General features: G+C 68.6%; 16 protein-coding genes. 5 read left to right on the forward strand and 11 right to left on the reverse strand.

The features are described 5' to 3' along the window. Positions 1-292: 292 nt before the first annotated feature. From ACOQFS_RS08890 to ACOQFS_RS08905, 4 genes are all read right to left on the reverse strand, one after another. On the reverse strand, positions 293-1,789 hold the full coding sequence (locus ACOQFS_RS08890; protein ID WP_421562548.1) for an efflux transporter outer membrane subunit: 1,497 nt from the start codon (positions 1,787-1,789) through the stop codon (positions 293-295). A 97-nt stretch (positions 1,790-1,886) separates the two neighbouring features. Beyond that, the gene (locus ACOQFS_RS08895) at positions 1,887-5,120 is read right to left on the reverse strand and encodes an efflux RND transporter permease subunit (RefSeq protein ID WP_421562533.1); all 3,234 of its coding nucleotides are present in this window, start codon (positions 5,118-5,120) and stop codon (positions 1,887-1,889) included. A 28-nt stretch (positions 5,121-5,148) separates the two neighbouring features. After that, positions 5,149-6,402, reverse strand: a complete 1,254-nt coding sequence (locus tag ACOQFS_RS08900) for an efflux RND transporter periplasmic adaptor subunit (RefSeq protein WP_421562534.1) — start codon at positions 6,400-6,402, stop codon at positions 5,149-5,151. 419 nt (positions 6,403-6,821) lie between these two features. Beyond that, positions 6,822-7,724, reverse strand: a complete 903-nt coding sequence (locus ACOQFS_RS08905) for an alpha/beta hydrolase (protein WP_421562535.1) — start codon at positions 7,722-7,724, stop codon at positions 6,822-6,824. Between the two features lie 189 nt (positions 7,725-7,913). Here ACOQFS_RS08905 and ACOQFS_RS08910 point away from each other — a divergent pair, with 189 nt between their 5' ends. Further along, the gene (locus tag ACOQFS_RS08910) at positions 7,914-8,825 is read left to right on the forward strand and encodes a LysR family transcriptional regulator (RefSeq protein ID WP_421562536.1); all 912 of its coding nucleotides are present in this window, start codon (positions 7,914-7,916) and stop codon (positions 8,823-8,825) included. A gap of 45 nt (positions 8,826-8,870) precedes the next feature. Next, entirely contained in the window at positions 8,871-9,155 is a 285-nt protein-coding gene (locus tag ACOQFS_RS08915; protein WP_421562537.1) for a VF530 family DNA-binding protein, read from the forward strand. 155 nt (positions 9,156-9,310) lie between these two features. Here the strand turns inward: ACOQFS_RS08915 and ACOQFS_RS08920 are convergent, their stop codons facing one another. From ACOQFS_RS08920 to ACOQFS_RS08930, 3 genes are all read right to left on the reverse strand, one after another. Next, positions 9,311-10,270 (reverse strand): alpha-E domain-containing protein, encoded by a 960-nt coding sequence (locus ACOQFS_RS08920; protein ID WP_421562538.1) that lies wholly within the window; start codon positions 10,268-10,270, stop codon positions 9,311-9,313. A gap of 1 nt (position 10,271) precedes the next feature. After that, on the reverse strand, positions 10,272-11,804 hold the full coding sequence (locus ACOQFS_RS08925; protein ID WP_421562539.1) for a circularly permuted type 2 ATP-grasp protein: 1,533 nt from the start codon (positions 11,802-11,804) through the stop codon (positions 10,272-10,274). 94 nt (positions 11,805-11,898) lie between these two features. After that, a complete protein-coding gene (locus ACOQFS_RS08930; RefSeq protein ID WP_421562540.1) occupies positions 11,899-14,496 on the reverse strand; it encodes a DNA internalization-related competence protein ComEC/Rec2 in 2,598 nt (865 codons plus the stop codon). A gap of 246 nt (positions 14,497-14,742) precedes the next feature. Between ACOQFS_RS08930 and ACOQFS_RS08935 the strand changes: the two genes are divergently transcribed. After that, positions 14,743-15,201 carry a RidA family protein gene (locus ACOQFS_RS08935; RefSeq protein WP_421562541.1) on the forward strand — a complete coding sequence of 153 codons (459 nt, stop codon included), beginning with the start codon at positions 14,743-14,745 and terminating at the stop codon, positions 15,199-15,201. A gap of 83 nt (positions 15,202-15,284) precedes the next feature. On the opposite strand, the gene ACOQFS_RS08940 is transcribed toward ACOQFS_RS08935, so the two are convergent. From ACOQFS_RS08940 to ACOQFS_RS08955, 4 genes are all read right to left on the reverse strand, one after another. After that, on the reverse strand, positions 15,285-17,081 hold the full coding sequence (locus ACOQFS_RS08940; protein WP_421562542.1) for a methyl-accepting chemotaxis protein: 1,797 nt from the start codon (positions 17,079-17,081) through the stop codon (positions 15,285-15,287). Between the two features lie 125 nt (positions 17,082-17,206). Continuing rightward, positions 17,207-19,564, reverse strand: coding sequence for a DNA topoisomerase IV subunit A (parC, locus tag ACOQFS_RS08945; RefSeq protein WP_421562543.1), 2,358 nt, complete (start codon positions 19,562-19,564; stop codon positions 17,207-17,209). After that, entirely contained in the window at positions 19,561-20,406 is an 846-nt protein-coding gene (locus ACOQFS_RS08950; RefSeq protein ID WP_421562544.1) for a lytic transglycosylase domain-containing protein, read from the reverse strand. Before ACOQFS_RS08950 ends, parC begins: the two co-directional genes overlap by 4 nt. Positions 20,407-20,428: 22 nt before the next feature. Next, a complete protein-coding gene (locus tag ACOQFS_RS08955; RefSeq protein WP_421562545.1) occupies positions 20,429-22,408 on the reverse strand; it encodes a DNA topoisomerase IV subunit B in 1,980 nt (659 codons plus the stop codon). A 152-nt stretch (positions 22,409-22,560) separates the two neighbouring features. Between ACOQFS_RS08955 and ACOQFS_RS08960 the strand changes: the two genes are divergently transcribed. Together ACOQFS_RS08960 and ACOQFS_RS08965 are read left to right on the forward strand one after the other, a co-directional pair. Continuing rightward, positions 22,561-23,778, forward strand: a complete 1,218-nt coding sequence (locus tag ACOQFS_RS08960) for an MFS transporter (RefSeq protein WP_421562546.1) — start codon at positions 22,561-22,563, stop codon at positions 23,776-23,778. Between the two features lie 17 nt (positions 23,779-23,795). Beyond that, positions 23,796-23,972: a hypothetical protein gene (locus ACOQFS_RS08965; protein ID WP_421562547.1), complete on the forward strand. Its 177-nt coding sequence runs from the start codon at positions 23,796-23,798 to the stop codon at positions 23,970-23,972. Positions 23,973-24,068: the final 96 nt, after the last annotated feature.

Genomic DNA, 24,068 nt, shown 5'->3' on the forward strand with positions numbered 1-24,068 from the left:
GTCTTGGGGATCGTGTACTGGCTTCGACAAGCTCAGCCTGAACGGATGGGGGTGGCGCCGCGGCTTCGACACACTCAGCCCGAACGGGCGGGGTGGCGCTCCGGCTTCGACACGCTCAGCCCGAACGGACGGGGTGGCGCACCTGCTTCGACAAGCTCAGCCCGAACGGACGGGGTGGCGCACCTGCTTCGACAAGCTCAGCCCGAGCGGGTGGTCGCGATTTTCCGCACTCTAACAACTATCAAATCAATAGCTAAAAGCGCTTATTGGATAAGCGCTGGAGTCATTTTCATCAAAAATTCCCGCCCGCCACCCGCACCTCACCCTCCCCCCACCCGCCTCCCAGCGCGCGGATCAGCCCCACCGTCGCCAGGTACTGCGCCGTCTGCACCTGCAGCGCCTGCCGCCGGTTGCGCAACTCGCTGCGGCGCGCGTCCAGCAGTTCGAGCTGGCTGACGAGCCCGTTGCGATACCGCACATCCGACAGCTGCGTGGCGCGGCGCGCGGCCGTCACCGCGCGGGCCTGTGCCTCGGCTTGGCCGGACAGCAGGCGCAGCGAGGTCAGCTGATCTTCCACGTCGCGGAAGGCATTCAGCACCTGGCCGCGGTGGTCCGCCAGCGCGGCCTCCAGGCGGGCCTTGGCGCCTTCGATCTGGGCGTCGCGCTGGCCGCCGTCAAAGATCGGCAGGGACAGCAACGCACTCACACCCCAGGCGCGAGCGGACCACTTGAACAGGTCACCCAGCTCGGGCGATGCCTGGCCCGCGCTGCCGGTGAGCGTGACCGCCGGGAACCAGGCCTTTTGCGCCACGCCCACGCGGGCCTGCGCGGCCAGCACCGCCGTTTGCGCGGCCGACACATCCGGGCGGCGCGCCAGCACCGTGCCGGGCACGCCGGGCGGGATCACGGGCAGCGCGGCGTCGCCTGCAGCCGGTGGCAGCACAAAGGTGGTGGCGACCTCGCCCACCAGCACGGCCAGCGCATGGGTCAGCACGGCCTGCTGCCGCTGCAGGGCCAGCGCGTCGGACTCGGTGGCAGCCACTTCGGTCTGCACGCGCGCCACGTCCAGCTCGGCCACGTCGCCGGCCTGCAGGCGGCGCTGGGTGAGGCGCAGGGTGTCCTGGTAGGCGGCCAGGCTTTCCTGCACCAGCACCTGCTCGGCCTGCACGGCGCGCAGCTGCAGATAGGTTTGCGCCACGTCGGCCTGCACCATCAGGCGGGTGCTTTGCAGCAGGGCTTCGCGGGCATCGGCGTCCAGGCGCGCGGCATCGCTGGTTTGGGCCAGGCGGCCGAACAGGTCCAGCTCGTAAGAGGCGCTGAGCCCCGCCGTGCCCAGCGTGGCCGGGGCCGCGCTGCCGGTGGTGGCCGCTCCGGCCTGGCGCGATACGCCGGCCGAGGCGCCCACCTGCACCGAGCGCGCGGCGTCGGCCGAGCGCAGCAGCGTGCGCGCTTCGGCCAGGCGTGCGGCCGCCTGCTGGATGCCGGTGTTGGCCGTGCCCGCGCGCTGCACCAGGTCGGCCAGCACCGCGTCCTGAAAGCCCAGCCACCACTCGCCGCGCGGCTGGGCTTCGGCCGGTGGTGCCACCGTCCAGGGGGCGGCGGGCAGCGGCAGCGCACTGCCACCGGCTGCAAAGCGGGCGGGCACGGGCACGCCGGCGTGCGGCGCGGGCACCACGGGCTGGGTCATGCAGCCAGCCAGCACCAGGGCGGCGGCCAGGGGCGCGAGCAGGCTGCGCCGTCGCGCGGGCCGCCTGGCCTGCGCATCGGGTTCAAGGGTTGTGGTGTTCATCAAGAGGTCGGTCATGTCAGGTCTCCGGCCCGCCCGGCTGTGCGGGGCGGGGGCATGGAAAGAAGGAATCAAAGCAAGCGGCGTCGAGCACCCACCCTCATTCGTGTTCCTTGCGCGGCGCGGCCAGCACGGGCTGGGCCGTGCCGCCGCCGTGCGGCGGGTGCGAGATGGGCGCCACATGCGCGCCGTGCTCAACCAACGGCCGGTTGCCCGCCAGCCTGCGCAGCACCACATAGAACACGGGCGTGAGGAACAGGCCAAAGGCCGTCACCCCGATCATCCCGGCGAACACCGCCACGCCCATGGCGCTGCGCATTTCGGCACCTGCGCCGGTGGACAGCACCAGGGGCAGCACGCCCATCACAAAGGCCAGCGAGGTCATCAGGATGGGGCGCAGCCGCAGGCGGCTGGCCTCGATGGCGGCCTGCACCGGCGTGCGGCCCGCAAACTCCAGCTCGCGCGCAAACTCCACGATCAGGATCGCGTTCTTGGCCGACAGCCCCACCAGCACGATGAGCCCGATCTGCGTGAACACGTTGTTGTCGCCTTTGGTGAGCCACACGCCCGTCATCGCGGCCAGGATGCCCATGGGCACGATCAGGATGATGGCGATGGGCAGCGTCAGGCTTTCGTACTGCGCGGCCAGCACCAGGAACACCAGCAGGATGGCCAGCGGGAACACCAGCACGGCGGAGTTGCCGGCCAGGATCTCCTGGTAGGTCAGCTCGGTCCATTCAAAGCTGATGCCCTGGGGCAGCGTCTCCTTGGCGATGCGCTCGATGGCCGCCTGGGCCTGGCCGGACGAATAACCGGGTGCGGGGCCACCGTTCACGTCCGCCGCCAGGTAGCCGTTGTAGCGCATGGCACGCTCGGGGCCAAAGCTGGGCTCCATCTTCATCAGCGCCGACAGCGGCACCATCTCGCCGGTGCTGGAGCGCACCTTGAGCAGGCCCACATCTTCGGCCCGTGCCCGGTAGGCTGCATCGGCCTGCACACGCACGCTGTAGGTGCGGCCGAACTGGTTGAAGTCGTTGGCGTACAGGCTGCCCAGGTAGATCTGCAGCGTGTCGAAGATGTCCGTCACGGGCACGCCCAGCTGGCGCGCCTTGGTGCGGTCGATGTTGGCGTACAGCTGCGGCACGTTGACCTGCCAGCTGGTGAACAACCCCGCCAGCTCCGGCGTCTGGTAGGCCTTGCCCATGAAGGCCTTCACGGCGTTGTCCATGGCTTCGTAGCCCAGCGAGGCGCGGTCTTCGATCTGCAGCTTGAAGCCGCCCGTGGTGCCCAGGCCCGCCACCGGGGGCGGAGGGAACATGGCGATGAACGCGTCCTGGATGCTGCCGAACGCTTGGTTCAGCTGGCCCGCCACCGCGCCGCCGCTCTGGTCGGCGCGCTTGCGCTCGGCAAAGGGCTTGAGGGTGGCGAACACGATGCCGGCGTTGGAGCTGTTGGTAAAGCCGTTGATCGACAGGCCCGGGAAGGCAATCGCGTCTTCGACGTTCGGGTTCTGCTTCATGATCTCGCCCATGCGGCGAATCACGTCGTCGGTGCGGTCCAGCGTGGCGCCGTCGGGCAGCTGGGCAAACCCGATCAGGTACTGCTTGTCCTGCGCGGGCACGAAGCCGCCGGGCACGGCCTTGAACAGGCCCCAGGTCACGCCCACCAGCGCCAGGTAGATGGCCAGCATCAGCGCCTTGCGGCCGATGACACGCTTGACGCCGCCGCTGTAGGCCTCGGAGCCGCGATGGAACAGGCGGTTGAAGCCGCGGAACACACCGCCAAACACCTTGTCCATGCCGCGCGTGAGCGCATCCTTGGGCTCGTGGTGGCCCCGGAGCAACAGCGCCGACAGCGCGGGCGACAAGGTCAGCGAGTTGATCGCCGAGATCACGGTGGAGATCGCAATGGTCACTGCAAACTGCCGGTAGAACTGGCCCGTGAGCCCGCTGATGAAAGCCAGCGGCACGAACACGGCCGTGAGCACCAGCGCAATCGCAATGATGGGGCCGCTCACCTCGCGCATGGCGCGGTAGGTGGCCTCGCGCGGGGTCAGGCCGGCCTCGATGTTGCGCTCCACGTTCTCCACCACCACGATGGCGTCGTCCACCACGATGCCGATGGCCAGCACCAGACCGAACAGGCTCAGGGCATTGATCGAAAAGCCCAGCAGGTGCAGCACCGCAAACGTGCCCACCACCGACACCGGCACGGCCAGCAGCGGGATGATGGACGCGCGCCAGGTCTGCAGGAACAGGATGACGACGATCACCACCAGGGCAATGGCCTCCAGCAGCGTGTGGATGACGGACTCGATGGACGCACGCACGAACTGCGTGGGGTCGTAGGCGATGCGGAATTCCACGCCCTCGGGCATGTTCTTCTGCAGCTCGGCCATGGTGGCGCGCACGTTGGACGAGATGTCGAGCGCGTTGGAGCCCGGCGCCTGGAACACGCCCATGCCCACCGCGGGGTCGTTGTTGAGCAGTGAGCGCAGCGAGTAGTCGGCCGCACCCAGCTCCAGGCGGGCGATGTCGCGCAGGCGCGTGATGGCGCCATCCGAGCCGGTCTTGACGATGATGTCGCCGAACTCTTCCTCGGTCTGCAAACGGCCCTGCGCGTTGATGGACAGCTGCAGGTCCACCCCCGGCAGGCCGGGCGATGCGCCCACCACGCCGGCCGCAGCCTGCACGTTCTGGCCACGGATGGCGGCCACCACGTCGCTGGCCGAGAGGCCGCGCTGCGCGACCTTTTGCGGGTCGAGCCACACGCGCATGGAATAGTCGCCACCGCCGAAGATCTGCACCTGGCCCACGCCCTGGATGCGCGCGAGGCGGTCCTTGACGTTGAGCACGGCGTAGTTGCGCAGGTAGTCGATGTCGTAGCGGTTGTTGGGCGAGACCAGGTGCACCACCATGGTCAGGTCCGGCGCGCTCTTGACGGTGGTCACGCCCAGTCGGCGCACTTCCTCGGGCAGGCGCGGCTCGGCCTGCGAGACGCGGTTTTGCACCAGCTGCTGGGCCTTGTCGGGGTCGGTGCCCAGGGCAAACGTCACCGTGAGCGTCATCACGCCATCGGTGGTGGCCTGGCTGCCCATGTAGAGCATGCCTTCCACGCCGTTGATGGATTCCTCGAGCGGCGTGGCCACGGTCTCGGCAATCACCTTGGGGTTGGCGCCCGGGTACTGCGCGCGCACCACCACGGACGGCGGCGCGACTTCGGGGTATTCGGAGATGGGCAGGCCGCGCAGTGCGATCAGCCCCCCGAGGAAGATGAGCACCGACAGCACCCCGGCGAAGATGGGGCGGTCGATGAAAAAGCGGGAGAAGTTCATGGATGCAAATTCCTGGGTTCCGCCGCGCTCAAGCCGCAGGCGATTTCGCGGCGGCCTTGGCTTCCTTCGGGTCGCTCGCCAGTTCGGCCTTGGCGGTCATCGGGACGGATTGGGGCGCCACCACGGCGCCGGGGCGCACGCGCTGCAGGCCATTGACCACGATGGTTTCGCCAGCCTTCAGGCCCGAAGTGACCATGCGCAACCCGTCGATGGGCGCACCCAGCGTCACTTCGCGGTACTCGGCCTTGTTGCCCTCGCCCACCACCATCACAAACTTCTTGTTCTGGTCGGTGCCCACGGCGCGCTCGTTGATGAGCAGCGCCTGGTTTTCGCGCGCCTGGCCCATGCGGACGCGGGCGAACTGGCCGGGGATGAGGGCGCCGTCCTCGTTGTCGAACACGGCGCGCACGCGCACCGTGCCGCTTCGGGCATCCACCTGGTTGTCGATGAGCTGCAGGCGGCCCGTGTGGGGCGTGCCCCCGGTGGTGCCGGTGCCCATCTGCACGGGAATGCGTTCGATGAGCTGGCGCGCGCTCTGGCCCCTGGCGCCGCTTTGCAGGTCGTGCAGCGCCTTCACCACGATCTGCTCGTCGGTGTCGAAGCTGGCGTAGATGGGGCTGACCGACACCAGCGTGGTCAACACCGGCGCACCGGCACCCGAGCCCACCAGGTTGCCCACGGTGACCTCGATGCGTCCCACGCGGCCCGCGATGGGTGCGCGCACCTGGGTGTAGCCGAGGTTCAGCTTCGCGGCCTGCAGTGCGGCCTGGGCGGCACGCAGGTTGGCGTCGGCCTCGCGCTGGGCGTTCTGGCGCTCGTCGTGCTCGCGCTGGGCGATGGCCCTGTCTTCCAGCAGGCGCGTGGCACGCTCCAGTTCGCTGCGCGCGAACGACAGGCGGGCCTGCGCGGCCACCACCTGGGCGTCGGCGCGGTCCACCTCGGCGGCGTAGGGGGCCGGGTCCACCGTGAACAGCAGGTCGCCCTGCCTGACCAGCGAGCCTTCGCGGAAATGCACGGCCTGCACCGCGCCGGGCACGCGGGGGCGCACGTCCACGCGCTGCACGGCTTCCAGCCGGCCGGAGAACTCATCCCACAGCGCAATGTTCTTTTGCAGGACGGCAGCCACCGACACGGGCATGGGCGGCGGCTCGGCGGGCCCGCCGTCGGCCTGCGCCAGTGGCGCCTGGAACACGAGGATGGCGGCGGCCACAGCCGCCGTGACGGCCGTGGCGAGGGTGGCAAGGCCCAGCGGCCGGGGAGTGGAAAAGCGGTGGAAGTTCATGGCTTTCGTTTCAGTCGTTGGGGCTGCTTGTGGCAGCCGATGCGTTGGCGGGACGTGGATGCGGGAACGGGGTGCGTGGTTTAAATCGGGGCTGGATGCGGCTGAATGCGGGTGAACGCGGCCAGGCGTTCAAGTCAACAGACGGCGCAGCACCGGCTGCTGTGACAGGCGCTCGGGCGTGGGTGGCGGCAGATGGGCGGCAAGGGCGCGAGGGGCATGGTGTTTTCCTCCGGTTCGTTGGTGTTCAAGGCTGCGCCCGGGCGGGGCGCATGTTTTTTGGGCAAAGCCTCTCCCCTCCGGCACCGGCAGCCAGAAATTCGGCGGTCAAAGGGGGAAGCGAGAGCGCGCGGGAGAGCGCGGGCCGGAGTATCGAACCTCAAGTCAGGTTGAGGTCAACACCTTTTTTCGGCCCGCGCCGTTCAGGAAGGCACCGGGCTTCGCGTGGCCTCGAAGAACAGGCGGATCTGCTCGATGGCGCTTGCGGCACAGGGGCATTCGTGCTGGCCGGTCTGCAGCAGGGCATCGGGCCACTGCGGCGCCTTGGAAAACACGTGGCGCGTGACGGTCAGGCCCGCAGATTCCAGCCGTGCGGCATAGGCCAGCGCCTCATCGTGCATGGGGTCGGTATCGCCCACCATGATCAGCGTGGGCGGCAGGCCGGCCAGGCGCTGCGCGCCCGCGGGCACCGCATAGGGGTGCTCGGCATCGCGCGGGCAGCGCAGAAAATTGCGCCAGCCTTCCGTCCACTTGCAGCCCATGGCGTTGCCGGTGGCCTCGCGCAGCGACGCCGTGCCCACGCAGGGGTCGAGCATGGGCGACAGCAGGATCTGCCCGGCCAGCGGCGGGTGGGACTGGTCGCGTGTCACCACGGCCACGGCGGCGGCCAGGTTGCCTCCGGCCTCTTCGCCCGCCAGGTACACCAACGCGCCCTGCCCGCCCAGCTTGGTCCGATTGCGATGCACCCACTTGAGCACGTCGTAGCCCGTCTCCACCGGCTGCGGGAAGGGCGTGAGCGGGTAGGCCACCGACACCACCACGGCGCCCGCCTCCTGCAGCAGGGTGGCCACGGTGCAGCCGTTGTCCAGGTCGCCGGACGTGAACGCCCCGCCATGGAAATGCACCACCACCGGCGATGCCTGGCCCGCCTTCTTGCGGCCATACATGCGCACGGCCACGTCGTGCCCCTTGGCCACCTCAATGGTGGAATCGGTGCAGGTGGCGGGCGCACCGCCCTTGCCGCTGACAGCGCTCGTGGAAGCGGTGGCGGCAGGCGTTGGCGGCGGCGATGGCAAGGCTGGCGAGGACGGGCGGTCGGGCTGCATGGCATGTACCCATTGAATTGAGAATGGTTGAAATGTAGTGGCTTGCCTCCGCGAGATAAACCGGCCAAACACCACCGCACTGTTTCCAAAAGCTCAACAATCCATCCGTGGTGCGCGTGTGAGAATTCCTCAGCACCCACTGGGGGGTGCTGCAGTTGTGGATAGCAGTTCCAGATTCAAGGAGAAGCCATGGACCAGATTCAGGCCATGCGCATATTCGTGCGGGTGGTGGAGGCCGGCACGTTCACCCGGGCCGCAGATTCGCTGAACCTGCCCAAGGCCACCGTCACCAAGCATGTGCAGGCGCTGGAGGAGCGCCTGCGCGTGCGGCTGCTCAACCGCACCACGCGCCGCGTGACGGTGACGCCCGACGGCGCCGCCTACTACGACCGCACCGTGCGGCTGCTGACCGACCTTGACGACATCGAGGCCAGCATGACCAACGCGCGTGCCAACCCGCGCGGGCGGCTGCGCATCGACGTGGGCACCTCGGTGGCGCAGCTGCTCATCATTCCGCACCTGTCGGAGTTCCATACGAAATACCCGGACATCCAGGTGGACCTGGGCGTGAGCGACCGCGTGGTGGACCTGATCGGTGACAACGTGGACTGCGTGATACGCGGTGGCGAGCTGAGCGACCAGTCGCTGGTGGCGCGGCGCATCGGCAACCTGGAGTTCATCACCGTGGCCTCGCCCGACTACCTCGCGCGCAAGGGCACGCCCACCCACCCGCTGCAGATCGAGGAGCAGCACACCAGCGTGATCTACTTTTCGCCCCAGACCGGGCGGCACTATCCGCTGGAGTTCCGCCAGGGTGCGGAATCCATCGACATCACCGGCCCCTACCAGCTGAGCGTGAACGAGAGCAATGCGTACACGACCTCCATCCTGGCGGGCCTGGGCATCGGGCAGATCACCAGCTGGCAGGCCGAGCGGCACCTGAAAAGCGGCGCGCTGGTGCAGCTGCTGCCCGATTGGACCCAGCCGCTGCTGCCCATCTACGTGGTGTACCCGCCCAACCGGCACCTGAGCGCCAAGGTGCGCGCCTTTGTGGACTGGGCGGCCGAGCTGTTCCAGCGCGAGTTGCAGCGCGCCCCCTGAGTGGCCGCTGGCGGTTTTGCCAACTGCCTCTGTATGCTCTGCGCCATGAGCACCCCAGAGACCCCGCCCCCCGCCCCACCGGCCAGCAAGCCTGCCCAGCCCCGCAACCCGCTGCACGGCGTGACGCTGGAAGCCATGGTGGTGGGGCTGGCAGACTACTTTGGCTGGGACGAACTCGGGCGGCAGATTCCGATTCGCTGCTTTCAGATCGACCCCAGCGTGGGGTCCAGCCTGAAATTCCTGCGCAAGACGCCCTGGGCGCGCGACAAGGTGGAGAGCCTGTACCTCTTCATGCTGCGCGAGCAGCAGCGGGCCGCGCGACGGCCCTGACCCTCTTTCGCCTCGATTGCTATCAAATAAAGAGCTATCAGCGCTTATCCATCAAGCGCTGAAGGCACTTCTTATCTAAATTTTTCAGGGCGCAGCGCCTTCCGCGCCGCATCAATCGGGCGCGCGGCCCGGCCAAGCCGGGCCGCGCCCCGAGGTCAGTCTCCCGCCACCACCAGGAAGTCGCGGCTGATGCCGCCGCCCAGGTCGTTCACGCGGTCCAAAAACTGCGTGAGGAAGGCGTGCAGCCCGGTGGCCAGGATCTCGTCGATGCTGCCGTACTGCAGGTCGGCCAGCAGGCGCCCGGCGCGGCGGCTGGTTTCTGCCGACTGGCCGTTGGCCAGCACCGCGAGGTTGTCCACCACCTCGCGCATGCAGGCATGCAGCGAGCGGGGCATGTCGCGGCGCAGGATGAGCAGGTTGGCCACGCGGCCGGGGGTGATCACGTCGCGGTAGACCTTGCGGTACACCTCGAACGCGGAGACGCTGCGCAGGATGGCGCTCCAGTGGTAGAAGTCGCTTTCCTGGTTGCGCTCGTTGGCACGGCCGAAGAAGTCGTTCTTCACGGCGTGGAACTTCACGTCCAGCAGGCGCGCGGTGTTGTCAGCGCGCTCCAGAAACGTGCCCATGCGCAGGAAGTGGAACGCCTCGTCCTGAAGCATGGTGCCCAGCACCACGCCGCGCGACAGGTGCGAGCGGTATTTCACCCATTCGAAGAACTGGCCGGGGTCGCGCTCGAAGGCGTCACCATGCAGCTGGCGGTGCAGCTCCAGCCACGTCTGGTTCTGCGTCTCCCACACCTCGGTGGTCAGCGCGCCGCGCACGGCACGCGCATTCTCGCGTGCGGCCCGCAGGCACGACACGATGGACGAGGGATTGGTGCCATCGCGCACCATGAATTCCAGCACCTTGGCGGGCGTGACGTCGCCGTGCTTGGCGGTGTAGGCGGGAATCAGCTCGCTGATGGACAGCAGGCCTTCCCAGCCCTTCAGGGCCGCGTCGGCAGACTGCGGCAGCAGCGATGTCTCGTAGCTCACATTGAGCATGCGGGCGGTGTTCTCCGCCCTTTCGGTGTAACGGGACATCCAGAACAGATGGTCGGCGGTGCGGCTCAGCATCTCAGAACCCTCCCAGTGTTTGTGTCATGCCACCCATGGACTGCGTCATGCGCCCCGTGGCGGCAGAAGCGGTCTGCGCCGCGCCCATGCCTTCGCCCAGCACCCAGGTGTCCTTGGTGCCCCCGCCCTGCGACGAGTTGACGACCAGCGACCCCTCCTGCAGCGCCACGCGGGTCAGGCCGCCGGCCACCATCTGCACCTCGCGCCCGCTCAGCACGAAGGGGCGCAGGTCGATGTGGCGCGGTGCGATGCCGCTGTCCACATAGGTCGGGCAGCTCGACAGGCTGAGCGTGGGCTGGGCGATGTAGCCCGCAGGGTTGGCGATGAGCGCGCGGCGGAAGTCTTCGATCTCGGCCTGCGTGGCGGCCGGCCCGATCAGCATGCCGTAGCCGCCGGCGCCGTGCACCTCCTTCACCACCAGGTCCTTGAGGTTGGCCAGCACGTGCTGCAGGTCGGCGGGCTTGCGGCACATCCAGGTGGGCACGTTCTTGAGGATGGGCTCCTCGCCCAGGTAGAAGCGGATCATCTCCGGCACATACGGGTAGACCGACTTGTCGTCGGCCACACCGGTGCCCACGGCGTTGCAGATGCCGATGTTGCCGGCGCGGTAGGCCTCCATCAGCCCGTAGCAGCCCAAGGTGGAGTTGCTGCGGAACACCTGCGGATCCAGAAAATCGTCGTCCACGCGGCGGTAGATCACGTCCACGCGCTGCAGGCCCCGCGTGGTGCGCATGTAGACGAAGTTGTCCTTCACCACCAGGTCCTGGCCCTCGACCAGCTCCACGCCCATCTGCTGGGCCAGGAAGGCGTGCTCGAAATATGCGCTGTTGTGCATGCCGGGCGTGAGCACCACCACGGTGGGGTCGTCGGCCGCGGCGGGGGCGCTGGCGCGCAGGGTTTCGAGCAGCAGGTCGGGGTAGTGCGCCACAGGCGCCACCCGGTGCTGGCTGAACAGCTCGGGGAAGAGCCGCATCATCATCTTGCGGTTTTCCAGCATGTAGCTCACGCCGCTGGGCACGCGCAGGTTGTCCTCCAGCACGTAGTACTCGCCGTTGCCCTGGGCGTCGGGGGCGCGCACGATGTCGATGCCGGCGATGTGCGCGTAGATGTTCTGCGGCACCTGCAGCCCGGCCATCTCGGGCCGGTATTGGGCGTTGTTCAGGATCAGGTCGGACGGGACGATGCCCGCGCGGATGATGTCCTGGCCGTGGTAGACATCGTGGATGAACCGGTTGAGCGCCGTGACCCGCTGCACCAGCCCCTGCTGCATGCTGCTCCACTCATGGGCCGGAATGATGCGCGGGATCAGGTCGAACGGAATGAGCCGTTCGTTGCCGGCGCCGCCTTCGTCCTTGGCGCCATAGACGGCGAAGGTGATGCCCACGCGCCGGAAGATCATCTCGGCTTCGGCCCTTCGGGCCTGCATCACATCAGGGGGCTGTTTGCTCAACCACTGCGCATAGCGCTTGTAGTGTTCCCGCACATCGCTGCCGTCAAAAGGCAGCATGGCGTACATCTCGTCAAATTTCTGCATGACCGGGCCTCCTGTTCACAGAATAGCAAGTTGCGCGCCCACGCGGGTGAAAACAGGGCCGGCAGTGCGGCCACGCGGCATCCGGCCGGCCCGTTCAGTCGTCTGCCGGAGGAGGCACGGCGTGGTGCCAATACCGCTGGCCTGCATCGCGCTCGCAGGCCCATTTGGCGGGCACGGCAGACGACCAGCGGGCGGCGCCGCAGCGCGACGACTCCACCAGCCGCACGCCCCTGTGCCGGTAGCGCTGGGCCACTTCGGGTGCGGGGTGGCCAAAGCGGTTGCGGTAGCCTGCCTGCACCAAAGCCGTGCCGGGCTGCACGGCGTCCAGAAACGCGTCGGACGACGAGGTCTTGCTGCCATGGTGCGGCACCAGCAGCAGGTCGGCGCGCACGGCCGCGCCCCGCGCCAGCAGCGCCTGCTCCTGCGCGGCCTCGATGTCGCCGGCCAGCAGCGCCACGGCACCGACAGGGGCGGCGGGCGCGGGCGCGGCCTGCACGCGCAGCACGCAGCTCAGCGCATTGGGCCGTGGCGGCAGGGGAGGCCCGGGCGAGCGCGCACCCCGCGCCACCGGATCCTCATCCCCGGGCCGGGGGTGCAGCACTTCAAAGCGCACCCCGTCCCAGTCCCACCGCTGCCCGGCCACGCAGGGCCGGATGGGCCGCAGCCGCTGCAGGCTGTTTTCGGCCTCGATGGAACCCAGCACCTGGGCCTGGGGCTGCTGGGCCAGCACGGCAGCCGCGCCGCCCGTGTGGTCGGCATCGCGGTGGCTGAGCACCAGCAGGTCCAGGCGCTCACCCAGGGCGCGCAGCAGGGGCACCAGCACGCGATGGCCGGCGTCGCTTTCGCGGCTGAAGCGCGGGCCGGCGTCATACAGCAGCGTGTGGCGGGCCGTGCGCACCAGCACCGCATTGCCCTGCCCGATGTCTGCCGCGAGCAACTCGAACTGGCCCTCGGCGGGCCGGGCGGGCTGCCAGGCAAACAGCGGCCACAGCAGCGGCAAGGCCAGCAGGCGCACGCGCCAGGGCAGGCGCATGGCCAGCAGCGCCCCGCCGGCCACTGCCGAGATCCCGGCCCACAGGGGCGCGGCAGGCAGAAACACCACGGCCCAGGGCCACTGCGCCAGCCACTGCAGCAGGGCCGACAGCGGCTGCAGCGCCAGGGCCGCGCCGTCCCACAGCGGGGCCCACAGCACGCCGCCCAGCGCGAGCGGCGTGACCACCAGGGTCACCCACGGAATCGCCACCAGATTGGCCGCAAACCCCACCACCGAGATCTGCCCGAACAGCAGCAAACCCAGCGGCGTGAGTGCCAGCGTCACCACCCACTGCTCTCTCAACAATGCATAAAATCGGGCCCCAGCGCTTACTGATAAATGCCTTTCAGCTATCGGATTGGTAGCAAACAGCACACCCACCGCCACAAAGCTCAGCCAGAACCCCGCCTGCACCAGCGCCCAGGGGTCGGCCACCACCACGGCGGCGCAGGCCAGCAGCCACACCTGCGGCCAGGGCCATTGCCGCCCGCTCAGCCGCAGCACGCCCACCACGGCCAGCATGATGACCGTGCGCTGCGCCGGCACGCCCCACCCGCTGAACACGGCATAGGCCGCCGCCAGCGCCACGCCCGCCAGCAGGGCCGCCGATGGCGCAGGAACGGCCAGGCACAGCCGCACCGAGCGCCGCCACAGCGCGCCCACCACCAGCGCCGCCAGCCACGCGAACAGCGTGATGTGCAGCCCCGAAATCGCCATGAGGTGGGCTACGCCGGTGGCGCGAAACACGTCCCAGTCGGCCCGGTCGATGGCGCGCTGGTCGCCCGTGACCAGCGCTGCCACCACACCGGCGATGCGCGCACGCGCCGGGTCGGCGGCCTCGCTGTCGCCCCGGGCCAGGCGCTCGCGAATGGCGTCGCGCACCGTCTGGCGCGCCTGCTCCACAGGGTGCTCCCAGGTGGCTGCGAGGCGAACCGGTGCTTCATCCCTGGCGCCGGTACGCACATAGCCCGTGGCCTGCACACCCTGCTCCCACATCCACAGTTCGAAGTCAAAGCCATGCGGGTTGCGCAGCCCGTGAGGGGCCTTCAGGCGCACCGTCATCTCCCAGTGCTCGCCCGCGCGCAGCGCGGGCGGCTTGAGATGCAGGTCGGCCGCCCCCGCCGCATCGCGGAACGCACCGCCGTACCAGGCGACTTCGATCAGGGGCGGCAGTTGCACCGCAGCGCCTTGCGAAAGGCGCGCATGCAGCACGCGCAGCCGCAGCCGCGTGCCCGCCTCGTTGGCCTGCGGCATGGCGGCAATCACGCCCTTCACCCGCAGGTCACGCCCTTCCAGCGCGGGGTTCAGTGCATCGCCGTGATGGCCGGCGGCCCGCAGCCCGCACACCGCCCCCATGGCCAGCGCGGCCGCCAGCATGGCCAGCCCCCACGCCATCCAACGCGCTGCGGGGCGACGGCGGCGCGCCCACCACAGCGCCAGCGCAATGCCCGCCAGGCCCACCGCCAGCAGGGCGCCATACCCGGCGGTAGGCCACAGTACCGGTTGCTGCAACTGCGCTGCCGCGCCCGCCACCAGGCCGAGCAGCAGGGCCGGCAGCAGCCAGGCCCCGGCGCTGGCTGCCGGCAGCACGCCTGGCCCTGCCGAGGCAGGCAGCACGGCCGCCGCGCCGGGGCCGGCGTTGTCAGCGACCGCGCTCATTAGGGGCACTTATGGCAAGCATGGGCTGATGCTAATGCGGCGCGCCCGTTCGCCCGGCGGCACGGGCAGCCCCGGCCTGTGTAACACTCGCACCGACCTCCCGGCTACGGTGCTCCGGCGTGCAGGGCATGCTGGCGGGCCGGGCCGGGCCGGGGGCCTGCGCTGCGGTGCGCACAAAAGACAGGGCCGCCGCAGGCAGCGCCCCATCCACCCCTTCATCTTCTTCTCCACCCACCGAGGACGACCATGAGCGTTTACGACAAGCTGACCGAACTGAACATCACCCTGCCCCCCGTGTCCGTGCCTGCCGCGGCGTACGTGCCTTTCGTGCAGACCGGCAACCTCGTGTTCCTCTCGGGGCACATCGCCCGCAAGGACGGCAAGCCCTGGGCTGCGCAGTTCGGCCGCGACATCGGCACCGAGGAAGGCAAGGCCGCCGCGCGCGCCGTGGCGATCGACCTCATGGGCACCCTGCAGGCCGCGTGCGGCGGCGACCTGAACCGGGTCAAGCGCATCGTGAAGGTGATGAGCCTCGTCAACTCCACCGGCGACTTCACCGAGCAGCACCTGGTGACCAATGGCGCCAGCGAGCTGCTGGGCCAGGTGTTTGGCGACAAGGGCGTGCACGCCCGCAGCGCCTTCGGCGTGGCCCAGATCCCGATGGGTGCGTGCGTGGAGATCGAGCTGATCGCAGAACTGGGATGAGCCTCTGAGGCGCTGCGCAGCGCCGCATGACGGCCGCATGCGTAGCGACTATCTTCTCGGCGGCCAAAGATCTGCCGGGCCCGTCAGAAGCTCTCCCAGTCATCCTCCGCCCCCTGCGCCGCCGCTGCCGGGCGAGAGGCGCCGGCAGCGGGCGATGCCGCCGCAGCCGTCTTCCTGGCAGTCCCGGCGCTGGTGGACCCGGCGCTGGCGGTGGCGCCGCCGATGCGGGGCGCCGCTCCGGCCGCGTGGGGTTTGCTGGCGGGCGGCGCCGCCGGCTTCTGCGCCGATGAAGTAGCGCGTGCCGCGCCAATGGCGGCCTGTGCAGGTCCGTAGCTGGCGGCGCTGACCTTGAACATCGACACCACCTGCGCCAGCTGATCGGCCTGCTCGCGCAGGCTCTGGGCGGCGGCGGCGCTTTCTTCCACCAGGGCCGCGTTCTGCTGCGTCATCTGGTCCAGGTTGCCGATGGCCTGGTTGACCTGCGAGATGCCCTGGCTCTGCTCGGACGACGCGGCAGTGATCTCGCCGATCATGTCCGTCACCTTCTGCACCGACTGGACGATGTCCGTCATCGTCGTGCCCGCGTCGGACACCAGGCGCGAGCCGGTCTCCACCTTTTCGACGCTGGCGCCGATGAGCGTCTTGATCTCCTTGGCGGCGTCGGCGCTGCGCTGCGCGAGGCTGCGCACCTCGCTGGCCACCACGGCAAAACCCCGCCCCTGCTCACCCGCGCGGGCGGCCTCCACCGCCGCGTTCAGCGCGAGGATGTTGGTCTGGAACGCGATGCCGTCGATGGTGCCGATGATGTCGGAGATCTTCTTGCTGCTGTGGTTGATGTCTTCCATGGTGGCCACCACCTGGGTCACCACCTCGCCGCCCCGGCGCGCCACCCCGGTGGCGCCCGCCGCCAGCGTGCTGGCCTGCTGGGCGCTGCCCGCGCTTTGCTGGATGGTGCTGGTGAACTGCTCCATGGCGGCCGCCGTCTCCTGCAGGTTGCTCGATGTCTGCTCGGTGCGCGCCGACAGGTCATGGTTGCCGGTGGCGATCTCGGCGCTGGCGATGGCGATGCTGTCCGTGCTCTGGCGCACCTGGTGCACCATGCGGCCGAGCGCATTGCTCATGGTGTAGAGCGAGCGCAGCAGGTCGCCAAACTCATCGCCGCGCGTGACGGACTCCTGCGCGGTCAGGTCGCCCCCGGCGATGCGCTCGGCCAGACCGTGGGCCTGGACCAGGGGACGCTGGATGCTGCCGATGAGGTAGTAGGCGCCCACGATGATCGCCAGCAGCAGCAAGCCCACGGCCACGGCGGCGATCTTGACGGTGAGCATGCGCTCGGCGGCCAGCTCCTTTTGCGTGTCTTCGGCGTGCTGCTGCTGCTGGGCGACGAACTCGCGCAGCGCAGTGAGGTAGGCCGCCACCGACGGGTTGTATTTCTGGTTGATCAGCGTCACGGCCTGGTCCTGCTGGCCGTCGCTCTTGAGCTTGCGCGCCTCGCCGCGCAGGTCGATCATGGTCTTGCGCGCGGCGGCGATCTTGGCCATCTGCGCCTTGCCGGCGTCGGTCAGCGCCATGGCTTCCAGCGTCTTCTGCACCTCGCTGATCTGGGCCGAAGTGGCGGCGATCACGTCCTTGAACTCAGCCTCCACCGCCGGGTCGTTGCTGACGATGAGCGCCTGCGTGCGTGCGGCATTGGTTTCGGTGAGGCCCGACCAGCGCAGCGCCGCCTGCACGCGCGCGGTCATCTCCTTGGTGACGGCATCCGCCTGCGCCTGCACCTTGGCCGAGCGATAGGCCGCAAAGCCCACCACCGCCACCAGCATGGCCACGATCAGAATCACCGCCGCCCAGAGTTTGTGGGCCATCCGAAGTCGGTTGAGCATGGTCGTGTCTCCTTCCGTGTTGTGCCTGCAAGAACCTCTTCACGATTGCACAAACCGGCGCCGGTTGCATGAGGGTGTACCCCAGCATGCCGTGCCATGCCCGCCCCCCCGGGGTGGCCTGCCGCCTACTCGACGCGCGTCACCGCCTGGGGCTTGAAGCCCAGGTCGGCCGCCTTGCCCTTGCGGCCGCGCGCGGCCCGGGCGTTGTTCAGGCTGCGGATCTCCAGCGTCTCGTCGCGCGGCTTGCCGCCCCGGCCGACGCCGTCCAGCCGGATGCTGCGCGTGTAGGCGGCCGCGCCCGCCAGCGTGTCCTTGTCCTCCAGGTCGATCAGCATCAGCCCCCGGCCGCCGTTGGCCATGGTTTTCAGCTCGGTGATCTCGAACGTGAGGATGCGCCCGCCCGTGGACGCGCAGGCGACGTGCGTGGCGGGCAGCAGGGGCTTGCTGCCCGTGGTGCCTGCGGCGTGCGAAGGCACGCACACCGTCTCGCCATCGCCCAGGGTGATGAAGGCCTTGCCGCCCTTCTGGCGCGACACCATGTTCTCCACCGCCGCCAGAAAGCCGTAGCCCCCGGACCCTGCGAGCAGCAAGGTGGCGTTGGCGGGGCCCGCAAAGTAATGCAGCAGCTGGGTGCCGGTTTCCAGCTCGATCAGCGTGGTCATGGGCTGGCCGTCGCCGCGCGCCCCCGGCAGCAGCGACACGCCCACCGAGTACACGCGGCCGTTGCTGCCAAAGGCCAGCAGGGTGTCGACCGTGCGGCACTCAAAGGTGCCATACAGCCCGTCGCCGGCCTTGAAGGCAAAACTCGCGGCATCGTGCCCGTGGCCGGTGCGGGCGCGCACCCAGCCCTTTTGCGAGACGACCACCGTCACGGGCTCGTCGACGACCTTCACTTCGGCCACGGCCTTCTTTTCAGCCTGGATCAGGGTGCGGCGCGCATCGGCAAAGGTCTTGGCGTCCGCCTCGATCTCTTTCACCATGGTGCGGCGCAGGGCGCTCGGGTTGTTCAGGATGTCTTCGAGCTTGCCCTGGCTTTCGCGCAGCTCTTTCAGCTCCTGCTCGATCTTGATGGCTTCCAGCCGCGCGAGCTGGCGCAGGCGGATTTCGAGAATGTCCTCGGCCTGCCGGTCGCTCAGGTTGAAGCGCGCGATCAGCGCGGCCTTGGGCTCGTCGCTGCTGCGGATGATGGCGATCACCTCGTCGATGTTCAGCAGCACGATCTGCCGCCCTTCGAGGATGTGGATGCGCTCCAGCACCTTGTTCAGGCGGTGCTGGCTGCGCCGCGTGATGGTGGTCTGGCGGAAGGCGATCCACTCTTCCAGCATCTGGCGCAGCGACTTCTGCACGGGCTTGCCGTCCAGGCCCACCATGGTCAGGTTGATGGGCGCCGAGGTTTCCAGGCTGGTGTGCGCCAGCAGCGCGGTGATCAGCTCCTGCTGCGGGGTCTTGCCCGTCTTGGGCTCGAACACCAGGCGCACGGGGGCGTCTTTGCTGGACTCGTCGCGCACCACGTCCAGCACGGCCAGCATGCTGGCTTTGAGCTGCGTCTGGTCTTGCGTCAGCGCCTTCTTGCCGGTCTTGACCTTGGGGTTGGTGATCTCTTCGATCTCTTCGAGCACGCGCTGCGAACTCACGCCGGGCGGCAGTTCATTGACCACCAGCTGCCACTGGCCGCGCGCCAGCTCCTCGATCTTCCAGCGCGCGCGCACCTTCAGGCTGCCCCGGCCGGTGCGGTAGGCGTCGGCAATGTCACTGGCACTGCTGATGATCTGGCCGCCGCCGGGGTAGTCGGGCCCGGGCACGATGGCCAGCAGCTCGTCCTGGCTCAGCGACGGCATCTTGATGAGCGCGATGCAGGCGTCGGCCACCTCGCGCAGGTTGTGGCTGGGAATCTCGGTGGCCAGGCCCACGGCGATGCCGCTGGCGCCATTGAGCAGCGCGAACGGCAGGCGGGCGGGCAGCTGGCGCGGCTCCTGCGTGCTGCCGTCGTAGTTGGGCATGAAATCGACCGTGCCTTCGTCGATCTCGTCGAGCAGCAGGCTGGTGATGCGCGACAGGCGCGCCTCGGTGTAGCGCATGGCCGCAGCGCCGTCGCCGTCGCGGCTGCCGAAGTTGCCCTGGCCGTCGATGAGCGGGTAGCGCTGGGCGAAGTCCTGCGCCATGCGCACCAGCGCGTCGTAGGCCGACTGGTCGCCGTGGGGGTGGAAGCGGCCGAGCACGTCACCCACCACGCGCGCGCTCTTGACGGGCTTGGCCGCCGTGTTGCGCGTGGGGCCGCTGTAGCCCAGGCCCATGCGGTCCATCGAGTACAGAATGCGCCGCTGCACGGGCTTGAGGCCGTCGCACACATCGGGCAGCGCACGGCCCTTGACGACCGACAGCGCATATTCAAGGTAGGCCCGCTGGGCGTAGCCCGCCAGGTCCAGGGAGTCGCCGCCGTCGTCGCCGGCTGCGGTGAAGTCAAGAGTGGGTTGGTCGCTCATTCGTGGGGTACAGCAGATTCTGGGGGTCGCGCCAAGGGCGCGCCGGAGGTGGCTGGCGCTGCGGTGCCGGGCGGCAGGTTGCCGCGCCGCGCGGCGCCGCCCGATAGCTCCATGCGCACCCGGCCGGTGACGGCGCGCTGGGTGCGCACGGGCTCTGGCGGCTTGAGCTGGGCATACAGGCCCATCACCGTGCGCACATAGTTCTGGGTTTCCTTGAAAGCCGGGATCTGGTTGCCCGCCCGCTGCACCGCGCCTTCGCCCGCGTTGTACGCGGCCAGCGCCAGGTCCAGGCGCTCAGGAAACAGGTCAATCAGGTGGCGCAGGTAGCGCGTGCCCGTGGGCACGTTCACGGCCGGGTCGGCCAGCTTCTGCTCCACCGTGCGCTTGGCATCCGCGCGCACGCCAAAGCGGCTGGCGGTGGCGGGCATGACCTGCATCAGCCCCACGGCGCCTTTGGGCGACACGGCGGTGGAGTCAAAGCCGGACTCGGCGGCGATCACGGCCTGCAGCAGTTCATAGTCCACTTCGTGCTTGGCGGCCGCCGCGCGCAGGTGGTGCTTGACGCGCTTGTAGTCCGGCGCGATCTCAAAAAACGCCAGCAGCCGCGCGCCGTCGGCCGGCAGCGCATAGGGCATGGGCTGCGCGGGGGCCGGCGCGTCACGGGCCGAGTCGAACTGGCTGCCCCGAAAGAACAGCTGGTAGCGCGCATCCACCTGCTCGGCCGCGAAATGCGTCACCCCGCGTGCGTCCACAAACGCCCACAGGTCCGCGCGGGCAGATTGTTGCAAAAAACATAGCAGCAAACCTATACCCATCAATCGGTAGGCGGCAATTTTATGCATAAACAATCAGAGACCCGGCCGCTCAGATGTCGATCTCGACCGCATCCCCGTGCAACTCCATCAGCTCGCGCCGGGCGGCGGCCTCGCCCTTGCCCATCAGCTTGGTGATCAGGCCCTCGGTGGCGGCGAAGTCGAGGTCGCCCAGTTGCACCGGCAGCAGGCGGCGGGTGTCGGGGTTGAGCGTGGTTTCCCACAGTTGCTCGGCGTTCATCTCGCCCAGGCCCTTGAAGCGGCTGATCTGGCACTTCTCGCGCGCCACGCCGTCCTTTTCGGCCTTGTCGAGAATGGCGGTGAGCTCGCCATCGTCCAGCGCATACAGCTTGGCCGCCGGCTTCTTGCCGCGCGCCGGCACGTCCACCCGGAACAGCGGCGGGCGCGCCACGTAGATGTGGCCGGCCTCGATGAGTTTGGGAAAGTGCCGGAAGAACAGCGTGAGCAGCAGCACCTGGATGTGCGAGCCGTCCACATCCGCGTCTGAGAGGATGCAGACCTTGCCGTAGCGCAGACCCGAGAGGTCGGGCGTGTCATTCGGCCCATGCGGGTCCACGCCGATGGCCACGGAAATGTCGTGGATCTCGTTGTTGGCAAACAGGCGGTCGCGCTCCACCTCCCAGGTGTTGAGCACCTTGCCGCGCAGCGGCAGGATGGCCTGGCTTTCCTTGTCGCGGCCCATCTTGGCGCTGCCGCCGGCCGAGTCGCCCTCGACCAGGAACACCTCGTTGTGCGACAGGTCGCGGCTTTCGCAGTCGGTGAGCTTGCCGGGCAGCACGGCCACGCCCGAGCCCTTGCGCTTTTCCACCTTCTGGCCGGCCTTCTGGCGCGTCTGCGCGGCCTTGATGGCCAGCTCGGCCAGCTTCTTGCCGTAGTCCACATGCTGGTTGAGCCACAGTTCGAGCGTGGGTCGCACGAAGCCGCTGACCAGACGCACCGCATCGCGCGAGTTCAGCCGCTCCTTGATCTGGCCCTGGAATTGCGGGTCGAGCACCTTGGCTGAGAGGACATAGCTGGCACGGGCAAACACGTCTTCGGGCAGCAGCTTGACGCCCTTGGGCAGCAGGCTGTGCAGCTCGATGAAGCTCTTGACGGCGTTGAACAGGCCGTCGCGCAGGCCGCTTTCGTGGGTGCCGCCGGCGCTGGTGGGGATCAGGTTGACATAGCTCTCGCGCATGGGCTGGCCGTCTTCGGTGAAGGCCACGCACCAGGCGGCGCCTTCGCCTTCGGCAAAACTCTCGTTGTGGCGGTCGGCATAGCCTTCGCCCTCGAACAGCGGGATGACCGGGTCGGCGCTCAGGGTCTGCATCAGGTAGTCGCGCAGGCCGCCCTTGTACTGCCAGGTCTGGGTGTCGCGCGTCTTTTCGTTGACCAGCGACACCGACACGCCCGGCATCAGCACCGCCTTGCTGCGCAGCAGGTGGGTGAGTTCGCCCATGGGCAGCGCGCTCGACTCGAAATACTTGGCATCGGGCCACACACGCACCGTGGTGCCCTGCTTGCGCTCGCCGGCCTCCAGCGCGCGCGCCGCCAGGGGCTCGACCACGTCACCGGCCGAAAACACCAAACGGGCGACCTTGCCCTCGCGGTGGCTGGTGGCCTCCAGCCGGGTGGCCAGGGCGTTGGTGACCGACACGCCCACGCCGTGCAGGCCGCCCGAGAAGCTGTACGCGCCGCCCTTGCCCTTGTCGAACTTGCCGCCCGCATGCAGGCGGGTGAACACCAGCTCGATCACGGGTGCGTTTTCCTCGGGGTGCATGCCGAAGGGTATGCCGCGCCCGTCGTCCTCCACGCTCACCGAGCCGTCGGCGTGCAGCGTGACCTTGATCTTCTTGCCGAACCCGGCCAGCGCTTCATCGGCCGCGTTGTCCAGCACTTCCTGGATGATGTGCAGCGGGTTGTCGGTGCGGGTGTACATGCCCGGGCGCTGCTTGACGGGCTCCAGGCCCTTGAGCACACGGATCGAGCCCTCGGAATATTCGGTGGATGCGGAAGCGGGTTTGACTGCCATGGGCGCGGATTGTAGTGCGGCACGTGGCACACAGCTGGATAAATACCCAGGTTGCAGCCTGCTTGCAAGCCCGCATGCAAGCCCACTGTACGGGTCACGTTCATTGGCCACTGTGCCTGCGCGTTGCACGCAAACTGGCTACATTCCTGCGCATGCATATCAATACGCCCAAACTGTCCATGTTCCAGGTGCTCGCGTGCGGCGCGGCCATCGTCACGCTGTCCATGGGCATTCGCCACGGCTTTGGCCTGTGGCTGCTGCCCATCACCCAGGAAATGGGCTGGGGCCGCCAGTCGTTTGCGCTGGCCATCGCCATCCAGAACCTGTCCTGGGGGCTGATCGGCATCTTTGCCGGCATGGTGGCCGACCGGTTCGGCGCGTTCCGCGTGCTCATCGGCGGCGCGGTGCTCTATGCGCTGGGGCTGGTCGGCATGGCGCTGTCGCCCACGCCCACGCTGTTTGCACTGACAGCGGGTGTGCTGATCGGCGCCGCGCAGGCCGGCACCACCTATGCCGTGATCTATGGCGTGCTGGGGCGGCAGATTGCGCCCGAGAAGCGCTCGTGGGCCATGGGCGTGGCGGCCGCGGCGGGCTCGTTCGGCCAGTTCCTCATGGTGCCGGTGGAAGGCTGGCTCATCGCGGGCCTGGGCTGGCAGCAGGCGCTGCTGGCACTGTCGATGGCGGTGCTGCTGATCGTGCCGCTGGCCTTCGGGCTGCGCGAGCCCGGCTTCCAGGGCGCGTCACCGGCACGGCGCGAACAGACCATCACGCAGGCCCTGGGCGAAGCCTTCCGCTACCCCAGCTTCAACCTGCTGATGGCGGGCTACTTCGTGTGCGGCTTCCAGGTGGTGTTCATCGGCGTGCACATGCCCAGCTACCTCAAGGACCACGGGCTGTCGCCCCAGGTGGCCAGCTATGCGCTGGCGCTGATCGGGCTGTTCAATGTGCTGGGCACCTACGTGGCGGGCACGCTGGGCCAGCGCATGCCCAAGCGCTTCATCCTGGCGTTCATCTACTTTGCGCGTGCGGCGGCCATCACCGTGTTCCTCGTCGTGCCGCTGTCGCCGCTGTCGGTGTACGTGTTCTCGGCGGTGATGGGCACGCTGTGGCTGTCCACCATTCCGCCCACCAACGCCACCATTGCACAAATTTTCGGCGTGCAGCACCTGTCGATGCTCGGCGGCTTTGTGTTCTTCAGCCACCAGATCGGCAGCTTTTTGGGCGTGTGGCTGGGCGGCTTCCTGTATGACGCCACGGGCAACTACGATATCGTCTGGTACATCGCCATTGCCCTGGGCGTGTTTGCCGGGCTGGTGAACCTGCCCGTCAAGGAAAGCCCCATCCAGCGCCCGGCCCCCCAGCCGGCCTGACCCCCGCCACCGCCACCATGACTCCCCACGCCGCCGCCCCCCAACAACCTGCCGACGCCGCTGCGCGCGGCAAGTCGTGGAAAGCCTGGGCATGGGGCACGCTGGCGGCGCTGGCCTGCCTGCTGGTGTTCGGCCTGTACACGGCGCCGGATTTCATGGTGATGCTGGCCGACCAGGTGTGGGCCTGCTTCTGAGCATGTTCGCCTGAAAATTTTTAGCCATTTTGGCTCCCAGCGCTTATCCATCAAGCGCTGACAGCTATCATTTTTGACTATCCAGGGATTTTTTCC

Source organism: Paracidovorax sp. MALMAid1276, from assembly GCF_049198005.1.
In the GTDB taxonomy this organism is placed as follows: domain Bacteria; phylum Pseudomonadota; class Gammaproteobacteria; order Burkholderiales; family Burkholderiaceae_C; genus Acidovorax.